Raw genomic sequence first — 25,678 nt, forward strand, 5'->3', positions numbered from 1 at the left:
GGAGAAAAACGAATGAATTCACTATTTGAATTTACTACAAAAACAAGCATAGCGTATGGCCTAGACCGGGTTTTGCAAATTGGAAAAGATGTTGAAGCAGTGAGCGGTGAAAAAAGAGCCGTGTTAGTGACAGACCCAGGGGTAATCAAAGTTGGTTTAGCAAACACCGTATTGAAAGCGCTTCAAAACGAAGGTGTAGAGACGTTTGTTTTTCATGATGTGAAAAGTGATCCTACGGCCGCTTCTATTGATGCGGCTGCCCAGCTTATTCGTGAACATCAGATAAAGTGCGTCGTTGGTCTTGGAGGAGGCTCAGCTATGGACGTTGCTAAAATGGCTGCGCTAGTTGCAGGGGATCATTATGAAACGATGCACTATGCTTTAATGGCCAATCCTTTTGCAAAAAAGAAAGTGAAAACGATTATGCTTCCAACTACTTCAGGAACGGGAGCGGAAGTAACAAGCACGGTTGTATTTTCTACTCACGATCAAGTAAAGGTATGGGCGTGGGATCATGACATGGCACCGGAACTAGCGATATTAGAACCGCGATTTACTGTTAAACTGCCGGATTTCTTGACAGCTGCGACTACTTTAGATGCGCTTGTGCATGCAATTGAAGCATGCACAGGCAAGCGTACAAATCCTTTTATTCAAGCGCTGAGCCTTCAAGCAATATCATTGGTGAGTCAACACTTAGAAACGGCTCTGCAGCAGCCTGAAAACTTAGAGGCAAGAGGAAAACTCGCAATAGCGGCAACGCTTGCAGGAATGGCGATCGAACAAGGAGGAACGGGGCTTGCACACTGCATAGGACATGCTCTAGGAACAGTTGGGAAAATTCATCACGGCCGCGCGGTTTCAATTGCTTTGCATGCTGTATACGACTGGAACATTGAAGGTGCAGTGGAACTGTACGCAGAGGTAGCAAGAGCTTTGGGAGTAAAGAAAGTATTTTCTACGAAGCAAGAACTTGCTTATGCAGGTGCAGAAGAATTTAAGCGTCTAGTAGCTGTAAGTGGATTAAACCTTGCGATTGGAGATAGGGATGAACTCTCTGTGAATATCTCTAACTTTGTGGACGTGATGCTTTCCGTTGAAAATGAAGCGATGAGAGTAAATAATGCCCGTTTTGCCAGCAAAGAGGATCTACAGCAGTTTGCACATGCAATTATGAGTGTAGGAGCGTCGAAAGTTTGATAGAAGCACATACCGTTTCCCTGAAGCGGTATGTACCATCTCATTAATCAGGCAGGAGGAAGCGTAATGAAAAAGATCAGACATGCTGTATTTTGGCCTCCATTTTTATTGTTAATTGGAGCTGCATTACTAAGTTTTACAAACCGTGAAACCTTTACGACAGTTACGACTAATGCAAATAATTGGGTTATTTCAAACTTAGGCTGGCTGTTTAGCATTAGCGGGCTGCTGATGGTAATTGCATGTATTGGTGTTTATTTTTCACCGCTCGGCAATGTTAAAATAGGAGGGCCTGACGCAAAACCCTTTCTTAAATTCGGCAACTGGTTTGCGATTACCTTATGTACAACCATAGCTGCAGGCGTTACGTTTTGGGGAATTGTGGAACCGATCTACCACGTATCTGCACCTCCTGAATCGTTAGGAATTAAACCGAATTCTCCAGAAGCAGCCATTTTCTCGATGTCTTCTATGTACCTTCACTGGACCATTTCGCCGTATGCAATTTATTGCGTACCTGCAATTGTATTTGCATTTGCTTATTACAATATGAAAAAACCGTTCAGTCTAGGATCTACGCTAGCTCCAATTTTAGGGGATAAAATTAACGGAAAAACAGGGAAAATAATTGATGCGGTATGTTTGTACACTCTTGCTCTTGGGATGGCCTCTTCTCTTGGAACAAGTGTTTTAAATTTAGCAGGAGGCGTTAATCATTTGAGCGGTATTGCCAGCAACCCTTTACTCTGGGCGATTATAACGGCTGCCGTTACAATCACCTTTATTTTATCCGCATCAAGCGGCTTAATGAAAGGAATTAGAATTTTATCAGATATTAATATGAAAGCGTTCTACGGCATTGCCATTTTTATATTTATTGTAGGACCAAGCTCTTATATTTTAAATTTAGGGACGGAGTCGGCCGGTAATTATTTTACGCATTTTTTTGAAAAAAGCTTATTTACAGGAGCGGCAGCAGGCGATACGTGGCCGCAGTCATGGACTACTTTTTACTGGGCAAGCTGGTTTTCATGGGCAGCTATCACCGCATTATTTTTAGGAAGAATTGCATACGGATATAAAGTGAAAACGATGATTCTTGTGAACTTTATTTTACCAGCCTTTTTTGGAGGCGTATGGATGACGATATTTGGCGGAACATCGATTCATATGCAAATGACAGGAGGGAAACTCGCAGATATTATGGCACAAAACGGACCTGAAGCCGTTTTGTATGCAGTATTTGCTGCTTTACCGTTCGCTAAATTTGTTATTCCGTTCTACTTGTTTATCGTGTTCATTTCATTCGTGACAGCGGCAGATTCTAATATGGAAGCGATGGGCGGAATCAGTTCATCGGGAATTTCTCCGCAAAGCCCGTCTCCGGGCATTATGATTAAAGTAGTATGGGGTGTCACTGTAAGTTTAGTAGGGTGGGTGATGATTAGTTTTGCAAAATTAGACGGAATTAAAATGTTAGCCAATCTAGGAGGAGTTCCTGCCCTGTTTTTAGGTATAGGTGTTCTTATTGCATTAGTCAAAATTGCTCAAAATCCAGCCAAATACGATCGAACGACAAAGGTAGATAAAAACGCTGCGATTAAAGATGCAGATGAAACAAAAGCTGTATAAGCTGTATAAATAAAAGCAAGGAGGGCTTACTCCTTGCTTTTTTACGTTTTAATCGGCAGGCTCAGTATCAACATGCGATTCAATTTTTTTCTCTTTCGGCAATTGATCAATAGAAGCCCAAGGCACGCGGCGAGGCTTATATTCAATCGCATCAGTAGAGTAAACGGCCACGCTTACGACTCCCCCGTGCACCTGCGCTCGAATCAACAAAGGATCACTATACGTATTTTTAAAATGAAAGTCAGGTCCATACCAGCTGACGGTAGCGTCTCGTCCAGGAGGTACGTAGGAAACACTGCGGCTGTGTGAGTAACGCTGTGTAATCGTTACGCCAGCGTTATCGACGGCGTTAAATAAAGTAGAAGAAACTTGGCAAATTCCTCCTCCAACTCCTTCAGAATACTCTCCTTTTACAATGATTGGCGCACGCATATACCCTTTTGCTGCCGTTCTTTTTCCGACGGTTTGATTAAAAGAGAAAACTTCCCCAGGAAATATAACGCTGCTGTCTAGTGATTCAGCTGCAAGAGAAATATTGTGAGAACGATTTTTATTATGAGGGTTAAATACCGTATGATAATGACCGATTTGCTTAATTCGAATCGTTGCAAGCAGCTCTTTATCTACGCGAGGCGGAACAGGAAGCGTCGGGATTTCTAATGTTGACGTACCGCCGTTAAAAAAATAAGTATAAAATTTCTCCGCAAAATCTTTATGATATAGTTTGACACCCGCTTGCTCAGGAACAATTTGTCCGCTTTTATCAATGCGGGCATTTATGGGCTCTCTATATGTTTTTTTATCCAATTCTTCTAGAAGAAGATTGTATCGATCATGATCAACCATAGGTACAGGAAGAAGAGGCACGGCCACTTTATCCCGTTCAATCCGTTCAATTGGTTTACCGTCATGAGTAATAGATAGGTGGTCTTGTGTAGAAAGAGGTTGAATGAGCATTAAAAGTCCAACCATCCAAGTGAAATTCATATCATATACCTCGCTTTCACCTGTTAGTATGAATAAAATGAACCGTTTAATGTATAGGATTCACAAGCTCTTTTTTGTATTATTTTCCATGAGCTTAGCGTGTAAAAATTTCTATTTATAATTGTCTGTGTACTTTCGCATATTACATAGAGAAACTACAAGGTAGTGAGGGTAGACAATGACAAAATTAATGATTTTAGTCTTTATGCTTATTAGTTTTTTTGTGCATCCCCAAAAGATGAAAGCAGAAGAAAACCTTACGTATTTTCCGGTAAGTGACACAGGAAAAGTATTAAAGTGGAAACGTGTAGAAAGCTTACTGCCGAAGGGGAAAAAATTTAAAGTGATCGATGTAGAAACCGGCTTTTACTTTTACGTGCAGCGAAGAGCAGGCTCACACCATGCAGATGTTCAGCCGCTTACACGTCAAGATACGAAAGTAATGAAGCACTTATATAATGGGAAATGGAGCTGGAACCGAAGAGCTGTTCTCATTCCGTTTAAAGGCCAAATGCTTGCCGCTTCCATGAACGGAATGCCTCACGGAGCCGGTGCGCTTGACAATGGATTCCCCGGTCATTTTTGCATTCACTTTGCAGGAAGTACGACTCACAAGTCTCAAAATGTGGATCCAGGTCATCAGTTAATGGTATTAAAAGCAGGAGGAAAGCTTGATGAATATGCATTGAAAGCTGAGCCGGCAGAAGTCGTAAATATGTTTTTAACAGGATTAAAGCAAGATGACGATGCCTTAATGCAGCCGGTTTTGCGCGTGAAGCAAGAGCATAAGCTATGGGCAAAACTGCATAGTATCTCCACTATTTATTATAAAACGGACTTATTTCATGCAAAAAAGTATAAAACAAAAGAGAAAATCGCCGTAGAGTGCCTTATTTATTACGAAGATAAAGGGGCTCAAAAGACCACGATGGTTTTTACTTTAAAGAGAAATCCATTAACAAACGGGTGGGAAATTTCTTCTCTTACATTGTAAGTACTGATTAATGCTTAAAAACACATCTGATAGAAAACAGATGTGTTTTTAAGCATTTGTTTAGCTCTTTAGTCCTTCGCAATGTTATAGTGTAAAAACGTGCTTACATACGATAGAAAAGAATAAAAAAGGGTATAAGTAATAATATTACTCTTTCTACAAAGAACTCTACAGCACGAAAGGAGAGGGTGTTTATTTTTTCATATTGGTTTAGCCGCTTAGTTGCTGCAGACCCTGGACGAAAAAGGCTCAAAACGGCTTCCAAAGCTACGATCAGCGTCATTACAGCGGTCGTTATTATGCTGATTGTATTAAAAGCAGCGGGAAGCTCACAAATTACCGCTGCTATTTTAGCAGGCGTAATCGGCCTGATGGGTATATTGGTTGTGAATGATGAAACAACAAAAGCAAAAAAAGTGACAACAGGCTTAGTAGCGCTTTCCAGCGCCGTTTCTCTCGGAATTGGCTCGTTTTTATCACGATATGGACAAGCAGAAAATATTTTTCTCGTTCTGTTGGTGTTTTTGTCTTTTTATTTACAGAGATTTGGTATTCGCTATTTTTCCCTGTCGATGGTAGCCTTTATGTCGTTTTATTTTGCTTCTATTTTACACGTCACATTTTCTCAGCTGCCGTGGCTGTTAGCTGGCGTTATAGTAGGAGCATGCTGTGCATTTATTTATAATTTTGTTATCTTTAAAGACCGGCCTGCCAACGTGCTGAGGTCTTCAATGAAATCATTTCATATTCAAGTGAATTTGGTGCTTGATTTAATTATTGAGTTAATTCAAAAGAAAAGAATTGAACCGGCTCAAATCAAACAATATAACCGCAATATTAAAAAACTGGCCGAGTATGCCCGTGTAGTATCAGAAGAGCTTGGAAATACAGATCCCCACGACATATGGCCTGGCGTCACAGCTGAACAGATGCGCCTTTATGTATTTGATACAGTTATGCTGCTCCAGACATATTCCCCGGCGATTCGAAAGCTCAGTGAATTAAAGGCATTTAATCATTTTGATATTCAGCAGCTGCTGTTAAAGCTAGTGGAATCGATTCGCGAAGCAGAGGTATTAAATGAAAATCCTACTCATTCCTTAACGGATGCAGCTCAGCATCTGCAAGAGCTGCGCCAAAAATTAAGTGAACTCGAACCTCAAGATAAAAGGTATAAAGATTGGCTTTACTTAATCCGCCGTATCGAAACGATATCAAATCACGTGATTGATGAAGCCTATGAGCTGCAGCAGGCAATTGTGAAACAAGAAAAACAGCCTCAAAAAGAAGCGGAAGAAAAAGAAGACGAAGAGGACAATGATGAAGAAAAAGGATTAAAACCATCTACGAAAAAGTCTATTCAAGCGGTCATCACTGCTGTTGCGACATTAATATTTGGCTCTTTTTTATCTCCATCGCATCAATATTGGGCGCTGTTAGCAGGCTATTTAGTGCTTCTTGGTACAGAAACGATAGGAAGTACGTTTGTAAAAGCCGTGCAGCGAAGCGTAGGAACGCTTTTAGGGGCAGCTGTTGGCTTTGTTGTCGCAAGCTTTGTCTCACCCGGAATACTTGAAATAACGCTGCTTTTTATCTGTGTGTTTATGGCTTTTTATTTCTTTCCTATTACGTATTCGTTTATGAGCTTTTGGATTACGATGATGCTGGCCTTTATGTATGACATGCTTCTTGGAGGGATTTCAGAGAGTTTGTTACTAGCTCGCGTATTAGATACAGTTGTAGGAGTTGGAATCGGTTTAGCCGTATCTGCTCTTGTGTTTCCTAAAAGAACAAGAGATAAAATAACCGACACCTCAGTAGAATACGTAGCGGCTTTAAAAGAATTTGTTCACACTTATTTGCATCGTTTTACGAAGCAGTATGCGTTTGCCAATTTAGCTGATAAAGGAATGGAATTAGAAAAAAAGCTAAAACAGCTTCATGTCGATTCAGATCCTATTATCAAAGGTTTCGTTGGCCGTTCACGCCTTCAGCAATTTTTGACCGTTTTTACGGCTATTAATTATTACGCCAAGCATTTGGTAGCATCTTCTACTAGAAACGAGGCTTTTTATAAGGAAGCAGAATTTCATGGCGTAGTAAAGGAAGTGGAAGAGAAAGTAGCAAGTAACTTCACTCAGCTTGAAAAAGCGTTGCGAGGAGAGCGAGGAACGTATGTATACACGCTTGAAGATGTAAGACAAAAGATTGAACAATCTTTAGATTATTTTGATACGTCCGTTCAATCAAGAAATTTACAGCATCTTCAGCTGCTGCATAACATTTATTACGTATGGAAAATCAATCAATCGGTTGTTCATTTAGCCAAAGAGCTAGGAGCAGAAGAAATAAGCAGTGAAGATTAAAACCAGCGAATATTTCGCTGGTTTTTTAGTCTGATGAATAAGGAGACGTATCTTTTCTAATCGTTCTCCACGTTGTTTTAAGACCGGCATAGCTGCCAATTGCGGCGTATCCATAAAAATATCCCATAAACAATCCGGCAATAATATGATGAGGATGACTGATAAATACTGAAAAAAGCACGCCAACAGCTAAAGCAATAGTCGGAACGTACTGCTTTTTAGGATGGAAAAGCCATTTGATCAGCTGTGTCACGATTAATACGACAGGAACACCAATGACTGCGTCCCAAAAATTTGTATGAATTGTAGGGAAATCCATATTCAAGCACCTCGTTAAATGTGTTAGATGTAAGGTTATCTATGCTGCTTACCTTAAAACACTTCAATTAGTTATGAGGTGCTCCAGGTGAATAATAATAAGGCGGGATTTTAAGCCAGCCTTTTTGCTGCATCAGACTTTTCACTTTTGATCCTAATATAACCTTTTCAGTGTGGAATTTTAGCCACATCAATCCAATATCGGTTCTAATAGACTGTCCCATATTCGTGCTGCACATGACGATATTAGAAGCAATTTTTACAGATATTAAGTTAGCAATTTCAGAATCCGTTGCTTTTGCTCCTAATGGAATGCTGTTAGGGTCGGATTTCGGCTTGGTAGCCGGTATTTCAGGAAGCATAATTCCTTCTTTAACCATTAATTTTTTTAGTGTATCAACCTGAGATTCAGCCAGGTTTTTTGAGTCTTGAGTAAGCTTAAGCAGTTCGCTGTTAGTTGTTGTATTAAGACAGGTTTCTAAGGCAGGTATTTCTTCCGCTAAAGCAGTGAAATATAACCAGCATCCCATAGCCTCACCAATATGTGGGGGAGGGGGCGAATCATCTGTAGAAGAGTTTTTTATATAATCAAGTAGTGTCTCAATGACGTTAATCATAACTTTTCACCCTTTATATAGTTTATGCATCTTCATTATTGCCTTCAGCAGAAAAGTATAAACACAGCTAAGAAATGTTACATATCAAATTGATTATGATGAGTGGAAGAAAAAGCCTCTCACGCAGTAACTTATAATGATGACAGTACATTTACTATCACCAAATTTAAAGTTATAAAAATTGCGGCAATGCGTAATAAAAATAAATATGCTGGTTCTAGAAAATGAAGTAAATAGAAAAAAACTCCTTGCTTATCAAGGAGTTTTTTTAGCAGGTGTATTATATCGTTTTTCTCCTATGCTCTCTCCATAAAGAAGTTAATTCCTCTGACCAATATTTATAATCAAATACTGTTATATTTTTGCTAGGCATAAAAACATTCAACAGCCAATTAACCCTTAATTTGTCTCTGATGCCTATCGTTTTATCATTTTTACAGCAGCCTTCACCACAAGGTTTATCGTGTATCTTGTAAGGAATATTTTTAACGACTAATCCATTTTTCACACGTTTTGTGTACTCAATTCCTATAATCAAATATATCACTCCTCACAGTAACTCTTATCTTCATAATCATATGTCTGAATGACTGCTTTAATGAAAAGGTAAGAAGGGAGGAAGACAAAATAAAAAAGCCCTGTTGTAGGGCTTTTTTATTAAGCAACTTTTGATGCAACGACGATTACTTTACCGTGGTCTAATTCTTCTTCATAGCGTTCAGCTTCCGGCTGTGATAATCCTAATGAACGCATTTTGGCACGAAGCTCGTCTCCTCGAGAACGAAATACATTCGCAATCGCATCAAAAACACCTTGTTCAGAAAGACCGATATTGTTTGTATTTGTTGCAGCTGTTAAATCCTCGGAGCGATCTTGATGGTGTGCAAGTAAATAAACTTCGTCTTTTGTAAATCCTTCACGCAAAAATTGTTCAATTGTATCTTTTGCCTGTACACCATTTTCAACTACTTTTACATTTACCATTTCCAAAAACCTCCTTGTATGATAGACAACTTTCTCGAATACGTTGAGTAATGAAGAGAAGCTTAAGTAACTTATCTCCTTGGTTTGTGTATACACGTTATTGGAAGAGATAAAACCTATTTCATGAAATTGAGTTAAAAAGCCTAATATAGAAGAAGGAAAAACGCTTTTGTTTTTAAGGAGAATCTGGTGAAGGATAAGCAGGAAGAAGCTTTAGTTAGCCTTTTTCCTGCATCGTTTTTTTTTGACCTTTTAAAGTATAGTACAAACTGCAAAAAGCCTAGATCTTAAACAGCTAAGATCCAGGCTTTTTGCATACATAAAAATAGAGAAATTTAAGATGAAAGACGTTCTTTTTGTTTTTCATAAACAGAAGTAGACTCGTTCCATGTATATCGACCATCTTGTAATTGAATGGTTGCGCTGAATGGACAGTCTATTGATGTTTCTGCGTCATCTAAACTACTTTCAAGTAAATTTTTTTTAAATCGAAGCAAATCTTCTTTTGAAGCAACTCGAAAAACCATTTCTAACGTAAGATCATCGTCCATTGCATTGTGTAATTGACTGATACTTTTGCGGAATTCTTTATTATATTGAAGCATAATTTTAATATCTGCTACGCAAGCAACACCAAACACATCTTTCACGACAGACTCAACCGTTAACTGAGTTGTGGAAGCATATGTTGAAACATTACGCTGTGGATTTTCTAAATAATAAATTGTTTCTACAGGATGTCTCGTGATAAGCACCTCTTTCCTATTCTTAAGTATACAGGAAAAAAGAATGGAATGGGGAAAGATTTTTAGGAAAGGAGTCCTGACATACATAAAAAGCCTGTTTGTGATAGGAAAGAGAGTTATAAATTGAGGGCTTTTCGCTTATCATTTTTCTATATCCTTAAATTCAACGAATTCTGTGCAACTTCCTCCAAGGTTTGATAAAATAAAACCCTACGTCTCAATTTCTTCTAATGAATCCCTCAACTACTATTTCTACTTATTTTAAAGGAGGACGCAATTTTGCAATTTGAACAAGCTTTAACACATTTACAGTCATATTTTGGCTATGATTCGTTTCGAAAAGGACAGGAAGAGTCAATTCGTTATGTTTTAGAAGGGCACAATACCGCTTGTATTATGCCGACAGGAGGAGGGAAATCGCTTTGTTATCAGATTCCTTCCTTGCTTTTAGAAGGTACGACCCTGGTTATTTCTCCGTTGATTTCTTTGATGAAAGACCAAGTCGACACGCTGAATGCTGCTGGTATTCCAGCCACGTATATCAACAGCTCGCTGACGCACACAGAGGTGCAGCAGCGCTTGGAAGAAGTAGCGCTTGGTGAATATAAGTTGCTTTATGTAGCACCGGAACGACTGGAGTCTCCGCAGTTTTTAGAACAGCTTCAAATGCTTCCTATCCCGCTTGTAGCGGTAGATGAAGCGCACTGTATTTCACAGTGGGGCCATGATTTTAGACCGAGTTATTTGCGCATCAATGAACTCATCAGCAAACTGTCTAATGCTCCGATTGTGATGGGACTGACGGCTACTGCGACGCCTCAAGTGCGTGAAGATATTTGCCGAGCTCTTCATATTAACGAAGAGTACACGGTGATGACTGGCTTTGAACGTGAAAATTTATCGTTTGCGGTTGTGAAAGGTCAGGATCGAATCAGCTATATCGAGCAGTATATCCGTAAAAATGACCAAGAAGCAGGAATCATCTATGCCGCTACGCGTAAAGATGTTGAAGAGCTTCATGCTAGATTGCAAAAGTCAGGAGTTAACGTATCAAAATACCATGCTGGTATGAATGGGAACAGCCGTGATGAAGAGCAGAACCGCTTTCTGCAAGATGATGTGCAGGTGATGGTGGCTACCTCTGCCTTCGGAATGGGGATCGATAAATCCAATATTCGCTTTGTTCTGCACTATCAGCTTCCGAAAAATATGGAAAGCTATTATCAAGAAGCAGGACGTGCTGGTCGTGACGGGCTGCCAAGTGAGTGTATCGTGCTTTATTCACCTCAAGATATTCGCGTGCAGCGCTTTTTAATTGAACAGTCAACGTCGAATCCTAAAAAGCAGATTCAAGATCTTGAAAAGCTGCAAAGTATGGTGAACTACTGTCATACAGAAGGCTGCTTGCAAGCGTATATTCTTCATTATTTTGGAGAAAGTGAAGCGCATGAATGCGGGCGCTGCAGCAACTGTACGGATGATCGTGTGGAAATAGACGTAACGGTCGATACGCAAAAAGTATTATCTTGTATGATTCGTATGGGCGAACGTTTCGGTAAAATGATGATTGCTCAAGTATTAACAGGTTCTCGAAATAAAAAAGTAGTTGATTTTGGTTTTGATAAACTGAAAACGTACGGCGTCATGAGCGACCGGTCGGCTAAAGAAGTGAGCGATTTTATTGAGTATTTGATTTCAGAGCAGTTTATTTTAGTAGGACAAGGGTCATTTCCTACCTTATCCGTAGCGGCCAAAGGAAAAGGCGTGCTTCTTGGTACGGAAAAAGTGATGAGAAAAGAACAAATGGAAGTGAAGCAAATTGTCCAAGACGACGAGCTGTTTGCTCATTTGCGTTCCGTTCGAAAGCAGTTGGCAGACGAAGCGGGCGTGCCTCCTTTTGTTATTTTTTCAGACGATACTCTTCATGATATGTGTTCAAAACTTCCGGTAACGCTTGAACAGTTCGCCACTGTAAAAGGAGTCGGAGAACAAAAACAAGAGCGGTACGGAGAACGATTCACTACTGAAATCAAACAGTTTTGTGAAGAAAATCCAGACCGAAAACGAGAAGTTTCAGCACCTGCTCCGAAAAAAGCAAGAGCTTCATCAAAAGAAGGCTCTCACTTAATGACGTATGAGCTATTTCAGCAAGGAAAATCGTTAGATGAAATTGCTGCTGAACGTGAATTGAGCCGCATTACCATTGAAAATCATTTGTTTAAATGCGCAGAAGAAGAAAAAGAAATTGACTGGTCACCTTTTCTTTCAGAGGAGGACGAACAGCTTATTTTAGAAGCTGCTTCCTCAGTAGGCGATGAAAAGTTAAAACCAATCAAAGAAGAATTACCTGAAAACATTACTTATTTTATGATTAAAGTAGCGTTATTCAAACAAAAAATGAAGCAGCTATCTTAAACAAAAAGCTCCTATTAAAGGGGCTTTTTGTATTGAATAAGCGAGTTTACTGATAAAATAGAAAGTATAAATATTTGAAAAATCAGATTAAATAAAAAGGAGTACTGCACTGAGATGATTGAACGAGAGCTTGAAGCTATTTTGCATGCTTCTAACGACAATATCGTTATCACTGATGAAAAAGGGTGTATTTTACGAGCAAGCCAAAACTGCCGTGATATATACGGGTATGACGTGTCAGAGTTAGTGGGACAAACCGTATACGAATTGCAAGACCGCGGGATATTTTCACCTTCCGTTACGATTGAAGTGTTAAAGAAAAAGAAAGAAGTACAGCTGATGCAAAAAACAGAAACGGGCAAAGTGGTAATGGCAACCGGTATTCCCGTGTATGATGAACATCAGTGTATGAAAAGAGTAATCAGCTTTTCACATGATTTAACAGAGCTTCAGCGCTTAAAAGAAGATTATCAGCAGCTCGAAGTGAAAATGAAAACATATCAGCTGGAAGTGGAAGAGCTTCGGGAACAGCAGTCAAATGATATGGTCATACGAAGTGAATCGATGAAAAAGGTATGGTCCATTATTAATCGCGTGGCAGACAGCGATGCAACGGTTGTGTTGCTAGGTGAATCGGGTGTTGGTAAAACGGCTTTTGCCCGTGCTTTACACTATGGAAGTGAACGAAAAGAAGAGCCGTTTATTGAAATCAACTGCGGAGCCATTCCAGCTAGTTTGTTTGAATCTGAAATGTTTGGATACGAAGCAGGCTCTTTTACAGGTGCAAGTACAAAAGGGAAAATAGGAAAGTTTGAATTAGCTCATAACGGTACGCTTTTTTTAGATGAAATAGGAGAGCTCCCTGTTGATATGCAAGTGAAGCTGTTAAAAGTGCTGCAAGAAAAAACAGTCACCAAAATTGGAAGTGAACGAGCCAAACACGTAAACTTCAGGCTGATTGTAGCAACAAATCAGCCGCTTGAGAAAATGGTCAAAAAAGGAACATTTCGCGAAGATTTATTTTATCGGCTGCACGTTATTCCGATTACGATTCCTCCGCTTCGCGAGCGAAAAGAAGACATCACGGCACTGCTTTATCATGTGTTAAATAAACAAAATGAAAAATATAAAATGAAGAAATTTTTTCATGCAGAAGCATTAAATCAATTGGTTGAACATCCGTGGCCTGGAAATGTGCGCGAGCTAGAAAATACGATTGAACGCCTCGTGTTAACAACGGATGAAAACAGTATCTCGCCTCAAGACCTCCCGTTTCATGCAGAAAAGATCAGAAGTGAAAAAGAAGAATGGGAGACCCTAGATGTTTTAACCTCTCAGGGAATGACGCTTCAGCAAGCACTTGCAGAAGTGGAGAAAAACTGGCTGATTCGTGCTTATCGCCAGTGTCAAACGACGTATGAAATGGCAGATGCATTAGGAATCAGTCAGCCTACGGTTGTAAGACGTTTACGAAAGTACAATATTAAATAAGGAAAATATAATTCAAAATGAATTAACTGATTCAGTACTGAATCGGTTTTTTTTGTTTTGATTCTATTATGAATTGAAAATCGTCCATAATTGCACGAAATAGGGTGATGAAATTTGGCATGCATTTTGCATTAATAAAAAGTATCTAAATAAAAAGCGTCAGTATCTAAAATGATGATACGGCGCTAATGAATGAAACCCATTAGGAGGAATAAATCATGCCAAAATATCAGCCGAAAAATTCATTTGAATCTCCGCGTTTTTGCGGACCTCGAACGTTTATGAGACTTCCGTATGTAGAACAAGTAAATGCAGATATGGATTTTATTGTGACGGGTATTCCATTTGATTCAGGGCAATCTTTTCGAACAGGAGCACGTTTTGGGCCGGAAGCTATTCGAGATTTCTCCATTTTGCTTCGCCCGTATAACCCAGAACAAAAGATTAATATTTTTGACTACATTTCAGGTGTGGACTACGGCGATTTGGCAGTGGTTCCGGGATATATTTTAGAAACATATAAAAAAATTGAAGAAGGGTTAACACCGGTTGTGGATGAAGGAATTATTCCTATTTCACTAGGCGGCGATCATTCGATGACGCTCGGTGAACTTCGTGCCATCGCGAAAAAACACGGACCCGTAGCGCTTTTACAGTTTGATGCTCATTCTGATACGTGGGATAGCTATTTTGAACAAAAATACAATCACGGTACCGTGTTCAGACGAGCAATTGAAGAAGGGCTAATTGACGTGTCGCGTTCGATTCAAATTGGTATGCGAGGCGGTCTGTACGGCATTGAAGATTTAGAAGATGCAAAGAACTTAGGTCTAGCTCTGTATACGACAAATGAATATAAAAAACTGGGCGTTGAAAGAATGCTAGAAATTATTCATGAGCGTGTAGGAGAAGGACCCGTATTTTTGTCGTTTGACATTGACTTTTTAGATCCAGTTTACGCACCGGGAACAGGAACGCCTGAAGTATCGGGTGCAAGTATTGACGATGCGCTTCAATTCGTTCGTGGGTTAATAAATATTGATTTTGTCGGGTTTGATTTAGTAGAAGTACTGCCAGCTTATGACCATGGCCAAATTACAGCAGCAGCGGCCTCGAACATTGTTTATGAATTTATCACGCTTATCGCGTTAAGAAAAAAAGCAAAAGAAGAAGCAGCGCTGTTAGTGCAAGCGCGCGACTGAATATAAGCAAGGCGGTAAAAGTGGGAAGGTACTATGATCTTCCCACTTTTGTATAAGAGTTTTCTATAGGGAGTGTTGGACTATGAACGAGCAAGTAAATGTAACAGTAGATAAGAAGCAAGCAAAACCATGTAAAAGAGAAATACTCAACCCAGCGACCAATAAGATCATAGCGAAAGTATTCGATTCGTCGTTTCAACAAGTAGAGGAAGCGGTAGGTAAAGCAAAGCAGGCTTTTGAACAGAGTGAATGGAAGAAAAATAAATCACTGCGTGTAGAGGTGCTTAAGAAACTAGCAGATTTATTAGAAAATGAAGCGAGTATATTCGCTGAAACAGAAACATTAAATACTGGCAAACCGATAAAAGAAGCGCAGTTAGATATTGAAGATACGATTAATTGTTTAAGATATTACGCAAATTTAATAGAAGAAAACCAGCCGTGGACAAAGAACATGTTCGACGATACAAACAGTAAAATCATTCAAGAACCTATCGGCGTATGCGCGCTGATTGTTCCTTGGAATTTCCCTTTGCTGCTTGGTATGTGGAAGCTGGCTCCTGCCTTAGCAGCTGGAAATACAGTAGTGTTTAAGCCGTCAGAATTAACGCCACTTTCTTTTTTAAAGCTAGCTTCACTATGTGAAAAAGCTGGTATACCAGAAGGCGTGTTTAATTTACTTACAGGAGACGGTAAAGTGGGAAGTGCCCTTGTTGAACACAAAGACGTAGCCAAAGTCTCTTTTACAGGAGGATCAGAAACAGGCAAACGTATTTATCAGCAGTGCGCAAAAGAGATGAAAAGAGTTTCGCTTGAACTGGGAGGGAAATCTCCGCTTCTTATTTTCGAAGACAGTGAAATTGATATTGCAGTAGACTGGACAATGTTTGGGTCGTTTTTTAACCAAGGGCAAGTGTGTGTAGCTTCATCGCGTATACTCGTACATGAATCTATTTATAAGCCGTTTCTTTCTGCTCTTACGGAGACTGTTGCTGCTATAAAAATTGGTAACCCCTTAAGAGAAGAAACGGAAATGGGTCCGGTTATTAGCAAGGCGCATCTGAACAAAATACAGGATTTTATCAAGCTAGGTCAAGAAGAAGGCGCGAATTTATTAACAGGAGGAACGTTAATTGACTGCGAAGGTGGAAACTATATAAAGCCGGCTGTGCTCGTCGATGTGGAGCAGCATATGAAAGTCGTACAAGAAGAAATATTTGGTCCCGTTATTACCGTTCAATCTTTTTCAAGTGAAGAAGAAGCCATAGCACTTGCCAACGGCACGAGATTTGGTTTAGCTGCAGGAATTTTAACGAATGATGTAATGAAAGCAGAGCGAGTTGCTGAACATCTTCAAGCGGGAACGATTTGGATCAACGGCTACCATACGCCTCATATTGAAACGGCGTGGGGCGGTTTTAAAGAAAGCGGCATTGGCCGGGAGTTAGGTCCATCAGGATTAGCTGCTTTTACTGAAACAAAACATGTAAATACAAATTCCAAGCTAGCTCGAGCCAATTGGTATCAATAAAAGTGAAAGGTGGAATAGGAATGACAACAAAAAGTGGTCTCGCCCATGATGATGTGCAGCCGATTGCTATGAATAAAAGAAGTATGGGCTTCTTCTCTACATTTTCCATGTGGATAGGAGCCAATGTGGTGGTAACGACCGTTTTTACCGGAATGCTGTTTGTACCCGATATGACCTTTTTAAAGGCATTATTTATTATTGTGCTTGGCTCTTTAGTTGGCGCCATACCGCTCGTGCTGATGGGGAATATCGGAACTCGCACCGGTCTTCCAACCATGGTTTTGATGAGACCAGCTTTTGGACAAAGAGGTGCTATGCTTCCTGCTGCTGTTAATCTTATTACGTTAATCGGCTGGGCATGGATTCAAGCTTACATGGCAGGGCTAAGTTTAAATCATGCCGTTACTTTTTTGACCGGTTACAGCAATATCAATCTATTTACAATTCTTACTCAAGTGTTGGTAGTAGCTATTTCTATATACGGACATAAAGGTATTGAAGCAACGGAAAAATTAGTAGCTACGCTTATGGTCATTTTAGCAACCGTGGTGTTTAGCTATTTGTTTATTGAATTTGATGCAGCAAAATTAATTCAAATGAAAGCAAGCGAAAATCCTGGTATTACAGGGATGTTAGCTTTTGATATTGTAGTAGCTACAGCTTTTACGTGGATTCCTATTGTTTGCGATTATAACCGAAACTGTAAATCTGAAAAAACGGGCATTGCGGGAACTTATTTAGGGTATAACGTCGCAACTTTAATTGCGATGGGGTTAGGCGCAACGGTTTCTGGTTTTTCAATTCTCGGAAATATGACGCAAACGTATGACCCGGTAAATTTAATTGGCGCATATAGTCCGATGTTAGGGTTAGTAGCTGCCCTCGTAATTTTTTTATCGGTGCTGTCAACCAACGTAATGGTATTGTATAGCGCGACAATGTCTTATTTATCTATTTTTCCAAAGCAGAGGTTCTGGATACCGGCACTAACTATGGGAGTTGTCACAGTCCTAGGTTCTTTATTAAAAGAGTGGTTGATGACAAATTTTCAAAGCTTTTTGCTTATGATCGGTGTCTTATTTATTCCTATTATTGCGATTGTTCTTGTTGATTATTATATCATTCGCCGAAAACACTATGACGTTTCAGCTATTTTAGAAAAACAAAATAAACTGTACTGGTATACAAAAGGCTTTAACCTTCATGTGTATGTATCTTACATAGTGGGGGCTGTATTTGCCTACTATTTTACGTACGTTCACCCGCTAGCCACAGGCGCAACGATCTTAGCTTTTTTATTTACAGGTGTTTTGCATGTATTGTTAACCAAACTTTCACAGCTTTCCATCCCTTACTCAAAGGGGATCGACAAAAATGCTTGATATACGTTTAAAATAGACTGAATTATCAAAAATAATCAAAAAGCTCCTATTTAAAGGAGCTTTTTGTGTTAAAAATAGCTAAGAAATAAGCAAAAGCGGGGAAAAGAGAGGTTCTTGATCGAGCTGAAAATAAAGTAATAACATGTATTTGATTCTGTCAGGGGTCTTTCCTATAATAAATGTAGGAAAACTTTCCAAAGGAGAATTTTATGCTCGAATTAGAGGCTATTCAAAGCAGGGCCATTGAAAAAACTAAACATACATTACTACAGGATATAAAAAGCGTATTAGGTGAACAAGACGAATGTCCGGATTTTGAGACTTATTTAACAGACAGGCACTCTTTTATTAAAAAGGCCTGGGGAACTACGTGGAGAAAAGCAGTTGTTTCTTCTGTATCTAAAAAAAACAGAAAGTCATATTTAACAGAGAAAGGCTTTGAGGTAAAAGGGTATAAGCCTCAAGCTATAGATAAGTTATTTGCTAAAGAAACAAGAAAGGGTATAGAGTTTGATGCTTTTTCTTGGCTAGAAAAACAGTACGGAAAGGGCAATAAAGCGGAGTGGCTATCTCTATATGGAGAAGCAAGAGCTGAATTTGCCGAAAAAGAAGAAGAAAGAAAAGAGAAAGAAAGACAGCAAAGTATTAATGATCGAAAAGCCAGGTATCAATTACAGTTAAATTTAGAAGCAGCTCCTATCTTGGAAGTAAATAAAGAGCTGTATTACCTACATATAAGAGAACAGCTTTCCCATCAGCTGTCAAAAGACATTAAAACAAACTCAAAGTATATTGAAAACTATGCGCCGCATACTGAACTTGAAGATGAATTAATAACAAACGGTGATTTAACACGCCATGATTATGAAACGGTTCATGACTTTTTTCAAGAGCTCACCGGCGGCGTAAGCTCAGAATTAGACAGATATTCAACGATTATCTTGTTTGAAACGTATGAAGATGTATACGAGGTATTTATCACCGATAAGATTTATGAAATCATTCCAACTATGATTATGGATGACCTTCCTGCTTCATTTAAAGAAGAATATAAAACTTATACAAATGCTTCGGTAACAAGAATGGATATTATAAAAGCACTTAGAAGTGATCTATCGGATTTGGTCTATGAATATAAAAGAATGCTCGTAGAAGAAAAGCTTTCCGATGTACTAGAAGTTTCAGATCACAACTTAACGATTGAAGAACATCAAGAGAGATATCAACAGCAGCTGGAAGAAAGAAGGTTACAACAAGAACGTGAACGTGAAGAAAAGAAAAAGCTGATTGAAGAAGAACAGCGACAGTTAAATTATATTTTTGGTGCAGAATACGAAATGGACCCAAGGAAAGAAACCGAATACATCCTTCATCTCGGTGATACAAACACAGGAAAAACGTATACGGCATTAAAGTCATTAAAAAAAGCTGCTTCGGGTAGTTACTTAGCGCCGCTTCGCTTGTTAGCTTTAGAAGTTTTTGAAAAGCTGAACAAAGACGGAGTTGCTTGTTCGTTAAAAACAGGTGAAGAAGAAAAGATTGTTGAAGACGCTCAGCATATGGCCGGTACCGTAGAAATGTTTAGCGAATTAGAACATGGCGATGTAACCGTAATTGATGAAGCACAGATGATTCAAGACCGAGACCGGGGATTTTCATGGTATAAAGCCATCACCCGAGCTAATGCCAAACAAGTTCATGTTATCGGGAGTTTAAGCATTCGAAGTATGTTAGAAGAGATGTTAGACGGTGTGATCTCAGAAATTCATGAGTATGAAAGAGATATACCTTTAAAAGTAGATCTTCGAAATTTCAAAATTGAACAAGTGAAACCCGCAGATGCTTTAATTGTTTTCTCGCGTAAGAAAGTGCTCCAGACAGCGGCTAAGCTAGAAAAAGATGGTCACAAAGTTAGCGTGATTTATGGAAGTATGCCGCCTGAAACGAGAAGAAAACAAATTGAGCAGTTCATTAATAGAGAAACAAATGTCATTGTGTCTACAGATGCGATTGGAATGGGATTAAATCTTCCAATTAGACGAATTGTCCTTTTAGAAAACATGAAATTTGACGGGCAAAAGAGGAGATTGCTGACTTCTCAAGAGTTAAAGCAGATTGCAGGCCGTGCTGGAAGGAAGGGCCTCTACAATGTTGGAGAAGTTGCATTCGCTAAAGATGCAAAGCAAATGAGAGAACTGTTATTTTCAACAGACGAGCAAATCAGCAAATTTTCAATTGCTCCTACTTCAGATATGCTAAGAAGATTTAAAGAATATCATCATGACCTCGGAACGTTTTTTGACATGTGGGCTAAATTTCAAAATCCAAAAGGTACACAAAAATCAAATTTGGCACAAGAACGTGAGCTTTATGAGGAAGTAAAAGACACGCTGATTGAAGCGAAAATGCCCATTGTTGATTTATACGGCTACTTGCAGCTGCCTTTTTCAGCAAAAGAAAGCTCTTTGAAAAAGCAGTGGGTTGCCAGCATGAATGCGATTGTTAACAGGGAAGAGTTACCTGAACCACGGATGATAGAAGGCTCATTGGAAAAATTAGAGCTATCTTATAAGGCGATTGGCCTGCATCTTTTATTTTTATATCGAATGGACAGAAGGCCAGAGGCTATTTACTGGGAGCGTGTCCGAGAAGAGCTTACAGATAAAATCCATAACGTATTAAGAAAAGATATGAAAAAATTTAAAAGAACATGCAGTACGTGTTCTAAAGACCTTCCTTGGAATCATGATCACGCCATATGTGATTCGTGTTTTCATAAAAGATTCCGCAGAAGACACGGAGACGAAGATTTTAATTACTAAGATGTAGTGATAAAAAGTGGCTTGTCCGAACGAGTTGGATTTTTGATTGAGAATCCAATTCGTTCGGCTTTTTTATTGTGAAGGCAGCTTTCATGTGTTTCGTTCCTTCTAGCAGTTGATTGGAGGGCAAGGCGAAGACTCCTGCGGGAAAAGCGGCACAGGTGAGACCCCGCAGGAGCGCAAGCGACGAGGAGGCTCACCGGCCGCCCGCGGAAAGCGAAGCCTTGCACGGAAATCAACTGCGGTGTAACAAGCAGTTCAGCTCGTGTATCCCATTTGTGCTTCTTTAGATGGGATTGATGTAGTTATGTCTCAATCTGCTTTTTCATAAAGGTTTTTTATCTTTTTCCTATGAATTTCTGCGTCAAAGCAGATTTTTGTAGAAAAAAATCGGAAATGTATAAGCGGTCATCTTGTAAAAAGAGCAATAAATTATTATGATATAGAGTGGAACTTATATTTTAAAGAGTTCCGTGATTTTTTTGTTGGGCGGACGTGTATTGTATTAGAGTAAGTTTGCTATCATTCGTTATATTAAAAGCGGCACTTTTAAATAGAGATACGGTTCGTAATAGAAGGGAAGAGGATGATGACAAGTCATAACAAAGAAAACAAAGCTGCAGTCGAGCAGTACAGTAAAGGGAAGATTTTGTGGCAATTAACCCGTCCTCATACGCTAACAGCATCGTTTGTACCGGTTTTAATTGGAACAGTTCTAGCCATGTTTTATGGCCATGTGAATGTTTGGATGTTTCTTGCGATGCTTTTTTCATGTTTGTGGATTCAAATTGCGACGAACTTATTTAACGAGTACTATGATTTTAAACGCGGGTTAGACACAGAAGACTCCGTAGGTATCGGAGGAGCCATCGTCAGACACGGCATGAAACCGAAAACGGTATTAAATTTAGCACTTATTTCTTATGGAATTGCTCTTATTTTAGGTGTATATATATGTGCAAACAGCAGCTGGTGGCTTGCTTTAGTTGGATTAGTAGGTATGGCGATTGGTTATTTGTATACGGGCGGACCGCTTCCGATTGCGTATACGCCGTTTGGAGAATTATTTTCAGGTCTTTGCATGGGCGCGATGTTCGTGTTAATTTCATTTTTTATTCAAACGAATACTGTAACGTCTGAAAGCATCTTTGTATCACTTCCGATTGCGATTTTAGTAGGTGCAATTAATTTGTCTAACAACATTCGCGATATAGAAGAAGATACAAAAGGCGGACGTCGTACGCTAGCTATTTTATTAGGTTCTAAAAATGCGATTAGATTTTTAGCTGCTTTGTTTGGCATTGCCTATATTTGGACCGTTGCATTAGTGGTATTCTTCGATATTAGCCCTTGGATTTTCTTAGTGTTTCTTAGTGCACCTAAGCCAATTCAAGCCGTACAAGCATTTGTACGCGGAGAGCTTATTGCAATGAAAGCAACTGCGCAAACAAATACGTTTTTTGGATTTACTTTATCAATTGGATTATTAATTGGCTATTTAGTAAGCTGATTGAGTGGAAAAAGCCTGTCTTTAAAAAAGACAGGCTTTTTGTTATGCTCCCGTTATTTTTTCTTTTACTGCGCTAATAAATGCGTTCATATTTTCAGAAGATGAAAAGCTGGCTTGAGCTTGTTTTGGTCCGCCGCCGCCTTTTCCATCGTAAAGCGGAAGCAGCTCTTTATAAAGTTCTCCGCATTTTACTTCACTTCCGCTGTGAGCCAATAAGACTTTTTGTTCACTTGAAAAGGCAAAAAGAAGCGTCGTATCAGGTGTTTGAAGCAGCTGCTTCGTCAAAGCTTGCACATCTTTTAATGTGCGGTTTTCAAAGTGATGGTACAGAAATGAACCTTCTTTTTTGGCTTCTAATTCACTTGCTAAATAAGCTGCATTTTCATTTTTTAATTCTTCTAGTTGTTTTTGCAGCTCTTTTTGTTCAGTCTCCAATTTTTTAATGCGTTCTACAACTAATTCACGGCTTGTGCTGAATTTATTGCTAAGTTCTGCCACGATTTCTTGAGACTGCTGATAATCAGCTAATGCACGCATACCGCATTTAAAAAAGAGGCGTGTATTGCCGCGCTGCTTTTCTGTTTTCGTAAGTTTAATAAGGCCGAGCTCTCCAATTTGGTTCACATGAGTACCGCAGCAGGCAGAAACATCAATGCCTTCAATTTCCACGATGCGTACCACTTCGTCTTCTAGGTCGGGCACTTTGCGAAGCGCAAGAGTATGCAGATCTTCTTTTTTCACTTCGTACGTTTTAATGTGACGGTTGCTGTAAATAGCGTCATTTACAACTTTTTCAATGTGTAATAACTGCTCATGAGATAACTGAGGTACATTCAGATCGATAGAGACTGCTTCGCTTCCTAAGTGAAAGCTAACGGTGTGAATATCATATGTATCGATTAATAGAGCCGAAAGTAAGTGCTGTCCGCTGTGCTGTTGCATATGATCAAAGCGGCGATGCCAGTCAATTTCACACGTGACGTTCGCTTGTTCAGGGAGTGTATCGACGATATGATATACTTCTCCATTTTCTTCATACACATCTTTCACGTCGATTCCGGCAATATTACCGTAGTCAGAAGGCTGCCCGCCTCCTTCTGGATAAAAAGCGGTTTGTTTTAACGTTAATGCGTAGCCATTCGAAAGAGAGCGCGTCTCTATCACTTCAGTTTCCCATGTTTTTATGTAGGGATTGCTATAATAAAGTCTTTCTGTCATATTCATCATCCTTTCTAGTAAAACCATATCTAACTTTTTCTATAGTATCAGAAATATGTTTCTTCGAACATGGATAAGCTAACTTGTAACAATAAAACTGGGTGGGACATATGAAAAATACTGTTTATATTTATACGCGGGATTTAAAAAGAATTTTCACCAATTGGGCGATGATTATCATTGTGCTGACGCTTATGATTCTGCCGTCTTTTTACGCATGGTTTAATATAAAAGCATCTTGGGACCCATACGGGCGGACTGAAGGTATTGCCATTGCAGTAACGAGCGAAGATGAAGGTTCTACGATAAGAGGTCAGCACGTGAACGTGGGAAAAGATATTATTGCAACGTTAAAAAAAAATAAAACGCTTGGATGGACGTTTGTCTCAAAAGAAAAAGCTGATCACGGAGTAAAGCACGGTGACTATTATGCAAGTATTGTTATTCCAAAAGATTTTTCACAAAAGCTTGGTACCGTTCTTCAAGATCGTTTGGAAAAACCAGTCATTATTTATAAAGTGAACGAAAAAATAAACGCAGTGGCGCCTAAAATTACAAGTAAAGGAGCCAGCAGCTTAACACAACAAATCAGTGAAAAATTCGTCAAAACAGCGAATGGAGCCATTTTTTCAGTGTTTAACGAACTAGGTATTACACTGCAGCGAGATTTGCCGACCATTCAACAAGTTGAACAACGGATTTTTGAACTTGAAAATCGTCTTCCTGAAATCAAAAAAGTAATTAATGAAGCGAATGACACCACTCAAAAAGCTGGAGCCATTGTATCAAAAGCTCAGGCCGCTCTTCCTGAAGTAGAGAGACTAACAGCTGACGGCGCACAGATGACTCAGCAGCTAAACACTTTTTTAACTAAAAGCGATAAAATTTTAAAAAACGCCGAGCCAACAATCAATGAAACGCTGCAGCGGGTTCAGCAACGAGCTCTCCGAGTTCAAGAATTGAAGAATCAGCTGATGGAAAAAGATATAGCACCGGCTGAAGTCAGCGCAGCAGCGGAACAGCTAAAAGGGCAGTTAACAAAACAAATTGCTGACACAGGAGAGATTCTTACACTTCTTACAGATTTAAATGCGTTATCTCAACAAAAAGTTCTTTCACCTGTTATTAATGACGTAAAAGATGTAAATACGCTTTTACAGCAGCAACTTTCGGATGTAAACAGTCTGCAGCAACAAACAAAGAATGGGGATGTTCCCAATCAAAGCGTACTTGATAGGTTCAGCTCTCGCACCGATCAAGCTGTTTCTAGATTAAATGCGTTAACGAACTCATATTCTTCTACGATTGTGCCTGCTGTTGAACAAGCAATCAAAGAAGCGAAAGATAAAACGGCAAGCGCAAACTCACTGCTTGATGAAGCTAACAAAAGCATACCGGATGTTTCTAACGTTCTGTCTAAAACAGCCAGTGGCATTTTGCTTGGACAGCAGGAGCTTGGGAAAATAGCAAAAGACTTTCCGCGAATTGAACAAAACGTGCACAATATAGCAGATAAAATACGAGAATTTCAGCAAAAAGAAAATATTGAAGATATTATTAATTTGCTAAAGAATGATGTGCAAAAAGAAAGTGACTTTTTTGCTAAGCCGGTTCTTTTAAAAGAAGAAAGGCTTTACCCGATTCCGAACTACGGCTCAGCTATGTCGCCGTTTTATACAACGCTTTGCTTGTGGGTCGGAGCTTTGCTGTTAGTTTCGATTTTAAGCGTAGAAGTAGCGGATGAAGAACGATTCAAAAGCTATGAAGTCTATCTTGGAAGACTTTTAACGTTTTTGTCTATTGCTCTCGTGCAAGCTTTTATTGTGACGCTAGGGGATTTATTTTTAATCAAAACGTATGTCGTAGATAAAGTGCCTTTTATCTTTTTAGGCTTGCTGTGCAGCTTCGTATTTATGACGATTGTTTATACGCTTGTTGCGATATTTGGCAATGCAGGAAAAGCGATGGCGATTGTTTTACTTGTGCTTCAGCTTTCTGCTGCAGGAGGTACATTTCCGATTCAAGTCGTGCCTGCTTTTTTTCAAGCAATCAATCCGTTTTTACCATTTACCTATGCAATAAGCATGATGAGAGAAGTGGTAGGAGGCATGTTAGCGGACATTGTAAGAAAAGACGTTACCGTTCTTCTTTGCATTTGGCTTGGCGTGCTGCTCGTTGGCATTTTTCTTCATAAGCCCCTTAGTAAAACGAGTGCAAAATTAACAAAAAAAGCGCGTGAAAGTAAATTAATTCATTAAAAAAA

General features: G+C 39.3%; 19 protein-coding genes. 12 read left to right on the forward strand and 7 right to left on the reverse strand.

Annotated elements, in window-relative coordinates; all coding sequences use genetic code 11:
- The first annotated feature begins 12 nt into the window (after positions 1-12).
- Entirely contained in the window at positions 13-1,200 is a 1,188-nt protein-coding gene (locus ACFX4W_RS11165) for an iron-containing alcohol dehydrogenase (RefSeq protein ID WP_165575155.1), read from the forward strand.
- Between the two features lie 66 nt (positions 1,201-1,266).
- Entirely contained in the window at positions 1,267-2,832 is a 1,566-nt protein-coding gene (locus tag ACFX4W_RS11170) for a BCCT family transporter (protein ID WP_116516326.1), read from the forward strand.
- 48 nt (positions 2,833-2,880) lie between these two features.
- Here ACFX4W_RS11170 and ACFX4W_RS11175 read toward each other — a convergent pair whose 3' ends face one another.
- Entirely contained in the window at positions 2,881-3,819 is a 939-nt protein-coding gene (locus tag ACFX4W_RS11175) for a VanW family protein (RefSeq protein WP_230183878.1), read from the reverse strand.
- Positions 3,820-3,997: 178 nt separating this feature from the next.
- Here ACFX4W_RS11175 and ACFX4W_RS11180 point away from each other — a divergent pair, with 178 nt between their 5' ends.
- Positions 3,998-4,813: a hypothetical protein gene (locus tag ACFX4W_RS11180; RefSeq protein WP_230183877.1), complete on the forward strand. Its 816-nt coding sequence runs from the start codon at positions 3,998-4,000 to the stop codon at positions 4,811-4,813.
- Between the two features lie 188 nt (positions 4,814-5,001).
- Positions 5,002-7,179: an FUSC family protein gene (locus ACFX4W_RS11185; protein WP_043982349.1), complete on the forward strand. Its 2,178-nt coding sequence runs from the start codon at positions 5,002-5,004 to the stop codon at positions 7,177-7,179.
- Between the two features lie 25 nt (positions 7,180-7,204).
- Here the strand turns inward: ACFX4W_RS11185 and ACFX4W_RS11190 are convergent, their stop codons facing one another.
- The 5 genes from ACFX4W_RS11190 to ACFX4W_RS11210 form a co-directional block, all read right to left on the reverse strand.
- Positions 7,205-7,498 carry a hypothetical protein gene (locus ACFX4W_RS11190; protein ID WP_025752303.1) on the reverse strand — a complete coding sequence of 98 codons (294 nt, stop codon included), beginning with the start codon at positions 7,496-7,498 and terminating at the stop codon, positions 7,205-7,207.
- Positions 7,499-7,565: 67 nt separating this feature from the next.
- On the reverse strand, positions 7,566-8,114 hold the full coding sequence (locus ACFX4W_RS11195) for a DUF3231 family protein (protein ID WP_377559381.1): 549 nt from the start codon (positions 8,112-8,114) through the stop codon (positions 7,566-7,568).
- A gap of 280 nt (positions 8,115-8,394) precedes the next feature.
- A complete protein-coding gene (locus ACFX4W_RS11200; RefSeq protein WP_043982352.1) occupies positions 8,395-8,652 on the reverse strand; it encodes a hypothetical protein in 258 nt (85 codons plus the stop codon).
- Between the two features lie 119 nt (positions 8,653-8,771).
- Positions 8,772-9,098, reverse strand: coding sequence for a YflT domain-containing protein (locus ACFX4W_RS11205; protein WP_013056955.1), 327 nt, complete (start codon positions 9,096-9,098; stop codon positions 8,772-8,774).
- A gap of 335 nt (positions 9,099-9,433) precedes the next feature.
- Positions 9,434-9,853: a hypothetical protein gene (locus tag ACFX4W_RS11210; protein ID WP_043982354.1), complete on the reverse strand. Its 420-nt coding sequence runs from the start codon at positions 9,851-9,853 to the stop codon at positions 9,434-9,436.
- Positions 9,854-10,123: 270 nt separating this feature from the next.
- Between ACFX4W_RS11210 and recQ the strand changes: the two genes are divergently transcribed.
- The 7 genes from recQ (at position 10,124) to ACFX4W_RS11245 (ending at position 22,197) form a co-directional block, all read left to right on the forward strand.
- A complete protein-coding gene (gene recQ / locus ACFX4W_RS11215; protein ID WP_043982356.1) occupies positions 10,124-12,259 on the forward strand; it encodes a DNA helicase RecQ in 2,136 nt (711 codons plus the stop codon).
- Between the two features lie 114 nt (positions 12,260-12,373).
- On the forward strand, positions 12,374-13,750 hold the full coding sequence (locus ACFX4W_RS11220; RefSeq protein ID WP_043982358.1) for a sigma-54 interaction domain-containing protein: 1,377 nt from the start codon (positions 12,374-12,376) through the stop codon (positions 13,748-13,750).
- 218 nt (positions 13,751-13,968) lie between these two features.
- A complete protein-coding gene (gene speB, locus ACFX4W_RS11225; protein ID WP_043982360.1) occupies positions 13,969-14,952 on the forward strand; it encodes an agmatinase in 984 nt (327 codons plus the stop codon).
- 82 nt (positions 14,953-15,034) lie between these two features.
- Positions 15,035-16,483: an aldehyde dehydrogenase family protein gene (locus tag ACFX4W_RS11230; RefSeq protein ID WP_162214201.1), complete on the forward strand. Its 1,449-nt coding sequence runs from the start codon at positions 15,035-15,037 to the stop codon at positions 16,481-16,483.
- A gap of 20 nt (positions 16,484-16,503) precedes the next feature.
- On the forward strand, positions 16,504-17,865 hold the full coding sequence (locus ACFX4W_RS11235) for a purine-cytosine permease family protein (protein ID WP_237074886.1): 1,362 nt from the start codon (positions 16,504-16,506) through the stop codon (positions 17,863-17,865).
- A 209-nt stretch (positions 17,866-18,074) separates the two neighbouring features.
- Entirely contained in the window at positions 18,075-20,687 is a 2,613-nt protein-coding gene (locus ACFX4W_RS11240; RefSeq protein ID WP_043982366.1) for a helicase-related protein, read from the forward strand.
- Positions 20,688-21,276: 589 nt separating this feature from the next.
- Positions 21,277-22,197, forward strand: a complete 921-nt coding sequence (locus ACFX4W_RS11245) for a 1,4-dihydroxy-2-naphthoate polyprenyltransferase (RefSeq protein ID WP_025752322.1) — start codon at positions 21,277-21,279, stop codon at positions 22,195-22,197.
- Between the two features lie 42 nt (positions 22,198-22,239).
- On the opposite strand, the gene ACFX4W_RS11250 is transcribed toward ACFX4W_RS11245, so the two are convergent.
- On the reverse strand, positions 22,240-23,415 hold the full coding sequence (locus ACFX4W_RS11250; RefSeq protein WP_043982368.1) for an alanyl-tRNA editing protein: 1,176 nt from the start codon (positions 23,413-23,415) through the stop codon (positions 22,240-22,242).
- Positions 23,416-23,525: 110 nt separating this feature from the next.
- Between ACFX4W_RS11250 and ACFX4W_RS11255 the strand changes: the two genes are divergently transcribed.
- Positions 23,526-25,673: a YhgE/Pip domain-containing protein gene (locus ACFX4W_RS11255; RefSeq protein WP_043982370.1), complete on the forward strand. Its 2,148-nt coding sequence runs from the start codon at positions 23,526-23,528 to the stop codon at positions 25,671-25,673.
- Positions 25,674-25,678: the final 5 nt, after the last annotated feature.

Source organism: Priestia sp. YIM B13489, from assembly GCF_042787645.1.
Classification (GTDB): Bacteria; Bacillota; Bacilli; order Bacillales; family Bacillaceae_H; genus Priestia; species Priestia megaterium.

What these genes read in the sequence shown, in the direction of transcription:
- ACFX4W_RS11170 (WP_116516326.1), top strand. Translation starts at nt 1,267, where the DNA reads ATGAAAAAGATCAGACATGCTGTATTTTGGCCTCCATTTTTATTGTTA.
- ACFX4W_RS11190 (WP_025752303.1), bottom strand. Translation starts at nt 7,498, where the DNA reads ATGGATTTCCCTACAATTCATACAAATTTTTGGGACGCAGTCATTGGT.
- ACFX4W_RS11180 (WP_230183877.1), top strand. Translation starts at nt 3,998, where the DNA reads ATGACAAAATTAATGATTTTAGTCTTTATGCTTATTAGTTTTTTTGTG.
- ACFX4W_RS11165 (WP_165575155.1), top strand. Translation starts at nt 13, where the DNA reads ATGAATTCACTATTTGAATTTACTACAAAAACAAGCATAGCGTATGGC.
- ACFX4W_RS11255 (WP_043982370.1), top strand. Translation starts at nt 23,526, where the DNA reads ATGAAAAATACTGTTTATATTTATACGCGGGATTTAAAAAGAATTTTC.
- speB (WP_043982360.1), top strand. Translation starts at nt 13,969, where the DNA reads ATGCCAAAATATCAGCCGAAAAATTCATTTGAATCTCCGCGTTTTTGC.
- ACFX4W_RS11175 (WP_230183878.1), bottom strand. Translation starts at nt 3,819, where the DNA reads ATGAATTTCACTTGGATGGTTGGACTTTTAATGCTCATTCAACCTCTT.
- ACFX4W_RS11245 (WP_025752322.1), top strand. Translation starts at nt 21,277, where the DNA reads ATGACAAGTCATAACAAAGAAAACAAAGCTGCAGTCGAGCAGTACAGT.
- ACFX4W_RS11220 (WP_043982358.1), top strand. Translation starts at nt 12,374, where the DNA reads ATGATTGAACGAGAGCTTGAAGCTATTTTGCATGCTTCTAACGACAAT.
- ACFX4W_RS11205 (WP_013056955.1), bottom strand. Translation starts at nt 9,098, where the DNA reads ATGGTAAATGTAAAAGTAGTTGAAAATGGTGTACAGGCAAAAGATACA.
- ACFX4W_RS11235 (WP_237074886.1), top strand. Translation starts at nt 16,504, where the DNA reads ATGACAACAAAAAGTGGTCTCGCCCATGATGATGTGCAGCCGATTGCT.
- ACFX4W_RS11250 (WP_043982368.1), bottom strand. Translation starts at nt 23,415, where the DNA reads ATGACAGAAAGACTTTATTATAGCAATCCCTACATAAAAACATGGGAA.
- ACFX4W_RS11240 (WP_043982366.1), top strand. Translation starts at nt 18,075, where the DNA reads ATGCTCGAATTAGAGGCTATTCAAAGCAGGGCCATTGAAAAAACTAAA.
- ACFX4W_RS11195 (WP_377559381.1), bottom strand. Translation starts at nt 8,114, where the DNA reads ATGATTAACGTCATTGAGACACTACTTGATTATATAAAAAACTCTTCT.
- ACFX4W_RS11230 (WP_162214201.1), top strand. Translation starts at nt 15,035, where the DNA reads ATGAACGAGCAAGTAAATGTAACAGTAGATAAGAAGCAAGCAAAACCA.